Raw genomic sequence first — 10,946 nt, 5'->3', positions numbered from 1 at the left:
GCGACCCGGGCCGCGGCCCGGCCGTCGTCGAGGTCGCAGTAGGCCTCGCGGAACGCCGCGTACGCCTCGGCGTGCCGGGCCGCGATGGCGTCCAGGTCGCGCAGCGCCTCGACGACCTCGCCGGTGGAGGCGAGCAGCGGTCCCGGGGCGCGGGTCTCGAAGTCGAGGTAGAAGCCGCGCACCGTGTCGCGGTAGTGCTCCAGGTCGTAGGCGTGGAAGAGCATCGGGCGCCCGGTGTGCGCGAAGTCGAACATCAGGGAGGAGTAGTCCGTCACCAACACGTCGGCGACCAGGAGGAGTTCGGCCGTGCGGGGGTGGGAGGACACGTCGCGCACGAAGGGCGCGCGGGCGCCCGGCAGCCGGCCCGAGGTCAGCGGGTGCTTGCGCACCAGCAGGACGTGGTCGTCGCCGAGCACGGACTCGGCCGCGCGGAAGTCGAGCGCGGGCTCGTAGCGGAATCTGCCCGGGGAGTACGCGAGATGGTCCCGGAACGTCGGCGCGTACAGCACGATCCGCTTGTCGGGTGCGATGCCGAGCTCGCGGCGGACCCGCTCGGCGACCTTGCGGCGGTCGTCGGCGAACAGCACGTCGTTGCGGGGCGAGCCGGCTTCCAGGACCTCGCCGTCGTAGGCGAGCGCGCGGCCCAGGTGCGGGGTGGAGAAACGGTTGGGCGAGACCAGGACGTCCCACTGGCGGGCCAGCCGCGGCAGCGCGTCGAGGTGGCCGTGGTCGGCGTAGAGGGTGTCGGTGAGGTCGGTGCCGATGCGCTTGAGCGGGGCGCCGTGCCAGGTCTGGACGACGGTCTGGCCCGCGCGGCGCTCGAAGAACTCCGGCAGATGGCCCGCGGTGACGATGCGGCGGCAGCGGGCCAGCGCCTCGTACCAGGCGGCGCTGTGCTCCTCCACGCCCTGCGCGCCCGCGGGCACCCGGGTCTGCTGGTCGTGGGTGACCCACAGGTGCGCGACGTCGGTGCCGCGCCGCACCAGCTCCTCGTGGACGGCGCGCGGCGAGTCCCCGTCGAAGTAGAGGACGGCGTCGGTCAGCGGCAGTTCGCGGCGGCTCGGATAGTGGACGGTGCGCAGCTTGTGCCGCCGGTACGCGCCGCGCTCGGAGCGCGCGAGCACCGAGCCGGACTCGATCAGGAGCCGGTCGCCGAAGCGCCGGTCGACGGTGAACTCCCGCCCCTGGACGGTCTGTCGCAGCGGCAGCGCGCCGAACACGGAGGCCAGCAGCCGCACGGGCATGCCGTCCGCCGCGCGGGGCGTCCCGATGCCGGACGCCCCCGCCTCGCGCAGGAACGCGTACCACCGGCCCTCCCGCAGCACCCCGCCGCCCGGCGCGACCACCGCGCGGAAGCGGTCGCCGTCCCGCAGGAGGGGGGCCGTCAGCTCCTCGTCGCGGCCGCTGTGCCGCAGCACCAGCTCGGGGTCGGTCCAGCTCGCCGCGGCCGCCGTGCCCGCCACGGTCAGCGTGCCGTCGGCGGCCCACGCGACGTGATCGGCGACCGGCTGGCGGGTCAACTCGACGACCAGCTGGCCGTGTTCGTTGGCGGTGGCGCACAGCTCGCGGCCCGCCCGTGAGGCGTACCGGCCCGGCGGCAGGTCGAGCGTGGCGGCCAGCGAGGTCAGTCTGCCGTCGGGCAGCACGAGGTTGGCCTGCCAGCGGTCGCCGTGCGGCGGCTCGACCTCCTTGGGTGCCCGGTGCGGGGTGGGTGCCACCGCCTCCACGTCACGCAGTGCGACGCGGACCTCGAAGCGGTCGCCGGTGAGCGTCACCGGGCAGTCGACGTCGGTCTTCGTGTGCTTGTGGGTCAGGCGCAGGGCCGTGGGGCGAGGGTGGCCCGGCAGGGTGCCGCTCAGGACCACGTCGTCGCCGTCGCGCCGGTGGGCGTCCACGCGCGCCGCGTACTTCTGGATCCGCAGGACCAGGCGTCCCTTGCTGAAGCCGAGGACGAGGCGCAGCCCGTCGCCGAGTTCGCGCACCAGGGTCTGCGCGGACGCGCCCTCCACGGCGCGCACGGCCGCGCGCCGCACGGTGCCGTGGCCGGCGACGAACACGCCGAACAGCCAGTTCCCCGGCTGCCAGCGGCCGCCGGTCTTCAGCTGCTCGGGGTCGACGGTCATCTCGAAGCCGGACAGGTCGTAGCAGTGCAGGCGCTGCCGGGAGTGCTCGGTGGCCTGCGGCGCGGCGACCGTCCGCGTCGGCACGTGCCGGAACTTCCCGCGGGAGTGCGCCGACTTGAGCAGTGCCGTCTTGACCGAGTGGCCGGGGCGGGTCGCCTCCAGGTTGCGTACGTACGCGTATCCGCTGATCCGCAGCGTGCCGTCGGGCTCCCAGCGCGCCTCGCTCACCCGTGCCACGACGGGCAGTTCGCGCCGTCCGATGCGCGCGAGCTTCTCCGGGACGCGGCCGACGCCGGGGTAGGAGACGCTGCGGCGGACGGTGCCGCGCACCTGGAACGCCGTGCCGTTGGCCCGCTCGAAGGCGAGCAGCTCGATCAGTTCGGCGAGGCGCGCCTCGCGCACGAGCTGCCACTTCACGCGCAGGTCGACGGGGAGTCCGGCGACGACGGCCGGGTCGGCGCGGCGCAGGAAGGCCGCCGTGTCCGTCATGAACGCGGCGCGGTACTCGGGGCCGCCCATCGGCAGCCCCTCCAGGAAGTAGACGAAGTCGTCGCGCAGGCAGGACACGTCGTACGTCTTCTTCATCGCCGGCGCGTGCTCGGCGAGGAAGGCGCTGACGTGCGCGCACGCCGCGATCCGGTCGCGCACGCCCTTGACGTCGGTGCGCCGCCGGGTGATGGAGCCCTCGCGGACGCGCCAGTAGTAGACGTGGTCGCTCAGGACGTCCACGGACCCGGCGAGGAAGTGCGCCGGGATCATCACGGGGGTGTCCTCGTAGAGCTTGCCCTCGGGGAAGGTGAAGCGGTGCCGGTCCCAGAAGGCGCGCCGGAACACCTTGTTCCAGGCCACGCGGTCGGAGAGCAGGTCGAGGTCGCGGCCGATGTGGGTGCGGGTGCGCGGCTCGGTCAGCCACTGGTACTGCCAGGCCTGGGAGCGGCCGCGTTCGTTGAGCCGCCAGACGTTGCCGCTCACGAAGTCGGAGCCGGAGGCGTCCAGGCTCGCGATCATGCGCTCGTACGCGTCGTGCGGCACGACGTCGTCGCTGTCGACGAAGGTGAGGAACTCGGCGGTGGGGGACGCCTTGCGCACTCCGGTGTTGCGGGCGGCGCTCAGCCCCGCGTTGCGCTGGCGGACGTAGACGAAGCGGGGGTCCCGGGCGGCGAACTCACGGGCGATGCGGGGGCTGGCGTCCGTGGAGCCGTCGTCGACGAGGATGCACTCCAGGCCGCCGCGTGTCCCGGGGCCGCCCGGCAGGCCCGGTCCGGCCAGGGTCTGCCCGGCGATCGACTCCAGGCACTCCTCCAGGAACTCCTCGACGTTGTAGATGGGCACGACGACGCTGAGACGGGGCTGCACGGCGACCGGCCTTTCGTGGGAATACGGGCATATTCATCCCCTTTGCCCGTTCCCGGCTCCCGATCGTCAACTTCTTTGCCCTCGACCACCCCAACGAGTGACGAGGGGTCTTCGACAGGCGGTGTCCGGGTGACTACCTTCGGTGTCCATGTCGCGCTTCTCGGTTGTCGTCCCCGCTCATCGCGTCCAGGGCTACCTGCGGGACTGCCTGGACTCGGTGCTCACCCAGTCCTTCGCCGACCTCGAACTGATCGTCGTCGACGACGCGTCGCCCGACGCCTGCGCCGCGATCGCCGCGGAGTATGCGGAGCGCGATCCGCGCGCGCAAGTCGTCCGCGTCCCCGCCCAGGCGGGTCCCGGCCCCGCCCGCAACATCGGCGCCGACCGCGCCACCGGCGAGCACCTCCTCTTCCTCGACGGCGACGACCTGCTCCTGCCGGGCGCCCTCGCGGCCATCGACGCCGCCCTCACGGCCGCGGGCGAACCGGACGTCCTGCTCTGCGCCCACGACCGCGTCGACTGGTGGGAGACCGTCCGCCCCGGCGGCGACGACCTCGCGGGCGACCCCCTCGCCGTCACCCCCGCCGCCTGGAACCGCGTCGTCCGCCGCGACTTCTGGCATGCGCAGCGCCTCTCCTTCACCGACGGCCCGTACGAGGACGTGGTGCCCGTCCACACGGCGGTCCTGCGGGCCGGCGAGCGGCTCGCCGTCCTGGACCGGCCGTGCGTGCGCTGGCGCGAGCGGCGCGGCGGCAGCTTCGCCACGACGCCGGGCCGCCGCCACTTCGCCCTCGCCGAGCGGTACGAGGAACTGCTCGCCGCCGCCGAACCCGCCGAGCGCGCCCGCCTCCTGCCGCACGCGGCCGCCCATCTGCTCGCCGTCCTGGAGGACCCCGGCCGGATCCGCGAGGCCGACCGGCGCGACTTCTTCCGCGAGGCGGCCCGCGTCCACCGCGCCCACGCGCCCGCCGGCACCGAACCCCGCACCCCCGAGCACAAGGCGCTCGCCGCCGCCTCCTACGCCGCCTACGAAGGGCTGCGCAAGGCCGAGAACCGGCGGCTGCGCGTCACCCGGGAGCTCACCCGGCAGAAGAAGAAGCTGCGCGCCCGCGCCATGCGCGCCGTCTACCGCACCGACCTGCACCGCGCCCTCGACCCGCACCTCGCGGTCTACGGCGCCTACTGGAACCGCGGCGTCTCCTGCAACCCCGCCGCGATCCACGCCAAGGCCCGCGAACTCGCCCCGCACGTACGGGGCGTGTGGGTGGTCTCCAGCCGCAACCGGCACAAGGTCCCGCAGGGCGTCGACTACGTCATCGAGGGCTCGCGGCGCTACTGGCAGGCGATGGCCACCGCCACGTACCTCGTCAACAACTCCAGCTTCCCCGGCGGGTTCACCAAGCGCCCCGGCCAGGTCTACCTCCAGACCCACCACGGCACACCGCTGAAGAAGATGGGCCTCGACCAGCGCCGCTATCCCGCGGGAACGCACGGCATCAGCTTCCAGAAGGTCCTCGACCACACCGACCAGTGGGACTTCAGCCTCTCCTCCAACCCGCACTCCACGGAGATCTGGGAGCGCGTCTACCCCTCCGTCGCCTACCAGGCCCTGGAGGCGGGCTATCCGCGCAACGACGTGTACTTCACCGCCGACGCCGAGGACGTGGCCCGCGTCCGCGCCCAGCTGGGCGTCGACGACGGGCGGACCGTGCTCCTGTACGCGCCGACCCACCGCGACTACCAGAAGGGCTTCCTGCCCCGCCTCGACCTCGCCCGCTTCGCCGAGCGCCTCGGCCCCTCCTACGTGGTGCTGGTGCGCGCCCACTACTTCTACGGCGCCGACGCGGGGCTCGACGGCCATCCGCAGCTCGTCGACGTCACCGGGCACGCGCGCGTGGAGGACCTGTGCCTGGCCGCCGACGCGCTCGTCACCGACTACTCCTCCCTCATGTTCGACTACGCGTGTCTGGACCGGCCGATCGTGACCTACGCCCCCGACTGGCAGGCCTACCGCCTCGCCCGCGGCACCTACTTCGACCTGCTCTCCGGCCGCCCCGGCGAGACCCCCGGCGCCATGGCCACCACCGAGGACGAGCTCGCCGAGCTGTTCCGCGGCGGGGGCTGGGACACGGCCGGGACGACCGAGCTGCGGACGGCGTTCCGGTCGCGCTTCTGCCCCTACGACGACGGGAGGGCCGCCGAACGCGTCGTACGGCGGCTCTTCCTGGACGGGGACCGCCCCTCCTAGGGCCGGTCGGGCGGGCGTGCCCGGGGCGGGTCAGGCGCGCATGCCGCCGTCGACGCGCAGGACCGTGCCGGTCACGTACGAGGCGCGGTCGCTGAGCAGCCACGCGGCGGCCTGCGCGATCTCCTCCGGGTCGGCCGCGCGGCCCAGCGGGGTCAGGGAGTTGAGGTGGTCGATGGTTCCGGGGGAGCGCTCGTCCCACTCGTGCAGCATCTCGGTGAGCGTGGTGCCGGGCGCGACGGCGTTCACGCGGATGCCCTCGGGGCCGTAGGTGGCGGCGGCCGACGCGGTCAGGCTGTTCAGCGCGCTCTTCGTCGCGGCGTACACGGGCAGCTCCGGGTTGGCCATCAGGCTGCCGACGCTGGAGGTGTTGACGATCGCCCCGCGCCCGGCGGTGGCGCGGATCGCGGCGATCTCCGCGGTCATCGCCCGCCACGAGCCCTTCAGGTTCACGGCGGCGACGGCGTCGAAGTCGTCCTCCGACAGCGTGTCCATCGGGCCGGGCGGCTGGGGGCTCGCGCCGTTGTTGAAGGCCACGTCGAGCCGCCCGAACCGCTCGACGGCCCGGTCCACGGCGGCCCGGACGCCCGCCCCGTCGGCCAGGTCGCACACCACGTGGTCCGCGGTGCCGCCGGCCGCCCGGATCTCCTCGGCCACCGCCTTCAGCTGGGGCTCCGTACGGGCCGCGAGCACCACCCGCGCGCCCTCCCGGGCGAACAGCCGCGCCGCGGCGGCGCCGATGCCGCGGCCGGCACCGGTGATGAAGGCGACCTTGCCGGCGAGCAGGCCGGAGGGGGAGGGGGAGACGGACGGGGTCTGTGTGTCGTTCATGCCGTCGAGCCTGTGCCCGGCCGCCGCGCTCATCCAGGCACCGGCAGTACCTGGCTGGGCGCCGTCGCCCCCGCGCACAATGGGGCCGTGGATCAACGTGCACGACGAGAGCTCGGCGGCTTCCTGCGCAGCCGGCGCGAACGCATCGCCCCCGCCGACGTGGGACTGCCCGCGGGGACGCGCCGGCGCACCCCGGGGCTGCGCCGCGAGGAGGTGGCGCAGCTCGCGTTCATCTCGGCCGAGTACTACACCCGGCTCGAACAGGCCCGCGCCCCGCACCCCTCCCGCGAGGTGCTGGCCCAGCTCGCCCGCGCGCTGCGCCTGTCGGACGCCGAGCGCGACCACCTCCACCACCTCGCCGGCACCCCGCCCGGCCCGCCGCCCGGACCCTCGCGGGAGGTCCGGCAGAGCATCGTCGACCTGATCCAGCGCCTCCCCGAGGCCGCGGCGATCGTGATCTCGGCGACGTACGAGGTCATCGCCTGGAACGACCTGGCCGCCGCCCTGATGGAGGACTTCTCCGCCCTGCCGCGCCGGGACCGCAACATGATCCGGCGCGCCTTCCTCGGCCCGCACCGGGACGGGCGGCGGCTGTACGGCGTCTCGGACGCGGCGGAGTTCGCCCGGACCGCGGCCCGGCACCTGCGCGCCACCGCGGCCCGCTACCCCGACGACCCCGAGGTGACGTCCCTGGTCGAGGAACTCCTCGCCGGCAGCGAGGAGTTCGCCGGGCTCTGGGCCGACCACGACGTGGTCTCCCGCCCCACCGCCTGCAAGACCTTCGCCCACCCCCTTGTCGGCCCGGTCTCCGTCACCTGCGACGTGCTGGACATCGCCGACCACGACCAGCGGGTCTTCCTCTACACCGCGGCCCCCGGCTCCCCGTCGGAGGAGTCCCTGCGCCTCCTGTCCGTGCTCGGCACCCAGCGCATGGGCGTGCCCGGCTAGCCGTTCGGGCGCGTCTCGTACGGCGAGCGCACCGGGAAGTACGCCGTCAGGAACGCGCGGATGGCCAGGGCCGTCTCCTCGTCCGACATGCCGCCGCCGGGGGACTCGCCGATGCAGAACGCCGTCTTGTCGCGGCTCTGCAGCAGCCGGCCCAGGCGCGCGTGGTCGGCGCGGTCGCCGATGTCCACGAAGTCGTACGTGATGCCGCCGGGCACCGCCCGGCCGGTGAGGTAGGCGTAGTGCTGGTGCAGCGAGGAGACGAGCGCCAGGTCGGTGGTGGAGCGGAAGCGGCTGCGGGACGTGGCCGTCCACTCCTCGGGGAAGCGCTCGGCGATCTCCGCGAGGACGCTGCGGCGCAGCGCGTAGGGCACGTGGAAGAAGCTGTGCGTCGTCGTCCTGCCGAACGCGCCGCGCAGCAGCTCCCGGTTGTTCTTCGCCGCCGCGAGATAGCCCTCGTCGTCCTCGGCGACCGGCAGCGCGGGCACGGACGCCGAGGACCAGAAGAAGCGGGGGAGGCCGTTGCTGAGGAAGAACGTGTCCGGGTTGGTGGGGCGGCCCAGGAACATGTCGTCGTTGAAGTAGAGGAAGTGCTCCGACAGGCCCTCGATGCGGTGCAGCTGGGACTCGATGGCGTGCGAGTTGAACGTCGGCAGGCACGCGTCGGGGTCGGCGAACAGCTCGCGGTGGTCGACCACCGTCAGGCCCGGGTGGTCCCGGTCGAGCCAGGCGGGTCGCTGGCCCGCCGTGACGAGGTACACGTGCCGGATCCACGGCGCGTACATCGCCAGGGAGCGCAGGCTGAAGCGCAGCTCGTCGCGGTTGCGGAAGCGCACGGCGCCCGTGTCGGCCGACGGCGCGTCGGAGCCGAGCGCCGCGTCGCGCGCCGCCCGCCACGCGGGGTCGCTGTCGTCGACCCAGGTGTAGACGGCGTCGACGGGGAAGTCGACGTCCTTGACGAGCAGTTCGGTGAACACGTCGAGCGTCGGATACGTGCGGCCCGCCACCCGCAGCGTCGCCGTGGGCGTCAGCGAGGGCAGCTCCGCGCCCGCCAGCGTCGAGCCGAACGGCGCGCGGAAGGAGCCGTTCGCCGCCCGCGGCCAGAACGCCACCGTGCAGGCCTGCCCCGCGCCGTGCCGCAGTGACAGCGTGGACGTGGTCACCGGCCGGAACAGCTTGACGCCCGCCAACTCGCCGATCGCGTCCAGGCGTTCGGCCAGGACCGTCCCGGGCGCCGCGTCGCGCGGATGGACCAGCTCGGCGTAGACGGGCTGCCCGCGCAGCGCCCCGGCCAGGGCCTTGAGCGCCCGGTGGCGCTCGTCGGCGTCCACGGCGAGGGTGCGGGCCGTGCCGTCGGCGGTGCGCACGAGACAGTACGGGACGTCCTGCGACTCAAGGGCGGACGCGGCCAGTTCGAGGTTCAGCTCCGCCATGCGCGGCGCCAGGAGGTCGTCGCGGCGCTCGGCCAGGCGGCCCACCGACCGGATGACGCGGCCCGTGCTGTCGGCGGCGATGATCTCGTCCTCGCGGGCCCGCTCGTCGGCGGCCGCCGCGGCGTCGAAGGTGTGCGGCGCCGTGGGCCGGAAGCCGCTGCCGCCGGACGCGACGCCGAGCGCCACCCGGTCCGCGCGCCCGCGCAGCCGCTCCGGCCGGTCGCGGCCCGCGACGAGCCGCGTGTACAGCTCCTCCCAGCGCGCGGTGACGTCCGCCGAGGAGAACCGGGCGTAGACGCCCTCGCGCGCGGCGCGAGCGAACCGCCGCCGCATCTCGTCGCTCCCCATCAACTCGTCCATCGCGTAAGCGAGTTCGTCGATCTCGCCCGGCGGCACGAGCAGCCCGTCGACCCGGTGCCGGACGATCTCGGCGGGCCCGGTCAGCACGTCGTACGCGACGACCGGCACCCCGGCCGCGAGCGCCTCCAGGAGCACCAGCGGGAACGCCTCGTTGTGGCCCGCGGTCATCAGGCTCAGGCCGGCCTTGGCCCACTCGGACGCCATGTCCTGGCAGGGGCCGAGCAGTTCGACCCGGTCGTGCAGGCCGAGCCCGTCGACCAGGCGCCGCAGATGCCGCTCGCGGTGCCCGCCGCCGAAGACCCGCAGCGTCCAGTCGGGGTGCGCGTCCGCCACCTGCGCGAAGGCCCGGACGGCGTGGTCGACGCGCTTCTCGCCGGTCAGCCGCGCCGCCATCACGATGACCTTGCTCTCGCCGTCGGCGCGCGGCCGGAAGCCGTCGGGCACGGCGTTCGGGACGACGGCGAGCTCGGGGGCGGTCGGGCCGAGGGACTCCGCGATCCAGTCGCGCGTGCGCTCGGTGAGCGTGACCAGGGCGTCCAGGCGCGGCGCGTGCAGCAGCAGCGGCTCGCCGGAGGGGCCGCGCCGCTGGGTGGGGCGGTGCTCCTGGTGGACGGTGACGACCCGCGCGGGCACCAGCGCCACGGCGGCGGCGAGCAGCGCGGGCGTGGTGGTGACCAGGACGTCGGTGTCGAGCGTGCCGAGCGCGGCGGTCAGCTCGACGTCGGAGAGCCGGTCGAAGGCGTCCTCCCAGGCGGGCCTGATCAGCTCGCTGGGCAGCGCGGCGAGCGTACGGCACGCGGCGTCGTCCAACTCCGTCTCGCGCAGCGGACGTTCGGGCGTGACCGTACGGTCCACGAGATGCCGCACGGGCAGCCCCCGCGCCTCGGGGAAGAACGGCTCGGCGCGGGTCCGGAAGACGGAGACGACCTCGACCTCGATGCCGGGGCGCTCGGCCAGGTGCTGTGCCTGGGTGTACGTGGCGAGCTCGGTGCCGCCCATCTCGTCGCCCCAGCCGAGCAGAAACGTGATCTTCATGAGGTCTCCTCCGCGAGCTCCCGGGGGACGGTGTCCAGGTCGTCGGTGATGTCCCCGCAGGTCACCGCGAAGGCGCCGGACGCCGTGAAGTGGGCGTGGGCGCGGACGATCGCGCCGTCCGGCAGCGCGAAGACGCGAAAGGGGGTGGGGTAGGCGGCGGACGGGTCGCGCACGTCGGACAGCCACCGGCCGAGGGGGAGCGGGCCGATCCGGAAGTCCCACACCCACTGCCCCGGATCCGCCCCGGCCATCGCGGCGAGCGGCACCCGCAGCGCGAACGCCGTGCCCCGCCAGACGACTTCGGCCGGTACGACGAGGCCGTCCCGCCGCCGTACGGCGTGGGCCGTGCCGGGGGCGGCCCCCGCGACGAGCCGCCCGTGCGCGGTGATGCCGTCGCCGCGCGGCACGAACCGCACCAGTTCGGCGCGGGGCAGCGACCGGGTCGCCTGGAGCACCGCCCGCCCGCTGCGGGCCGCCACGACCCGGACGAGGGTGCCGGTCGCCGGGTCGGGGGCGTGCGGCGCGATGGGGGTCGCGGGAGCGGGCGCGGACGCCGCGTCGGCGACCGCGAGCCCGTACCTCCGTACGCGCCCGTCGCCGCGCGCCTCGACCGTGACC

5 protein-coding genes and 1 pseudogene are annotated in these 10,946 nt (G+C 74.5%); 2 read left to right on the top strand and 4 right to left on the bottom strand.

From position 1 onward, the window contains the following. A partial coding sequence (locus AOK22_RS13030; protein WP_055698781.1) for a bifunctional glycosyltransferase/CDP-glycerol:glycerophosphate glycerophosphotransferase occupies window positions 1-3,479 on the bottom strand: 3,479 nt, incomplete at its 3' end. A 148-nt stretch (window positions 3,480-3,627) separates the two neighbouring features. Between AOK22_RS13030 and AOK22_RS13025 the strand changes: the two genes are divergently transcribed. Continuing rightward, entirely contained in the window at window positions 3,628-5,727 is a 2,100-nt protein-coding gene (locus AOK22_RS13025; protein ID WP_055698780.1) for a bifunctional glycosyltransferase/CDP-glycerol:glycerophosphate glycerophosphotransferase, read from the top strand. A gap of 30 nt (window positions 5,728-5,757) precedes the next feature. Here the strand turns inward: AOK22_RS13025 and AOK22_RS13020 are convergent, their stop codons facing one another. Continuing rightward, a complete protein-coding gene (locus AOK22_RS13020; protein ID WP_237773554.1) occupies window positions 5,758-6,555 on the bottom strand; it encodes an SDR family NAD(P)-dependent oxidoreductase in 798 nt (265 codons plus the stop codon). An 87-nt stretch (window positions 6,556-6,642) separates the two neighbouring features. Here AOK22_RS13020 and AOK22_RS13015 point away from each other — a divergent pair, with 87 nt between their 5' ends. After that, window positions 6,643-7,503 carry a helix-turn-helix transcriptional regulator gene (locus AOK22_RS13015; protein WP_055698782.1) on the top strand — a complete coding sequence of 287 codons (861 nt, stop codon included), beginning with the start codon at window positions 6,643-6,645 and terminating at the stop codon, window positions 7,501-7,503. Here the strand turns inward: AOK22_RS13015 and AOK22_RS13010 are convergent. Both AOK22_RS13010 and AOK22_RS13005 read right to left on the bottom strand, forming a co-directional pair. Beyond that, window positions 7,500-10,328, bottom strand: a complete 2,829-nt coding sequence (locus AOK22_RS13010; protein ID WP_055698778.1) for a stealth conserved region 3 domain-containing protein — start codon at window positions 10,326-10,328, stop codon at window positions 7,500-7,502. The genes AOK22_RS13015 and AOK22_RS13010 overlap by 4 nt on opposite strands. Beyond that, a pseudogene (locus AOK22_RS13005) lies at window positions 10,325-10,946 on the bottom strand (hypothetical protein); the annotation flags it as partial. The pseudogene AOK22_RS13005 and the gene AOK22_RS13010, both read right to left, overlap by 4 nt.

This window comes from Streptomyces silaceus, from assembly GCF_001419745.1.
In the GTDB taxonomy this organism is placed as follows: domain Bacteria; phylum Actinomycetota; class Actinomycetes; order Streptomycetales; family Streptomycetaceae; genus Streptomyces; species Streptomyces silaceus.
The sequence above is the reverse complement of the archived record's forward strand: the minus strand, read 5'-3'. Positions and strand labels throughout refer to the sequence as shown.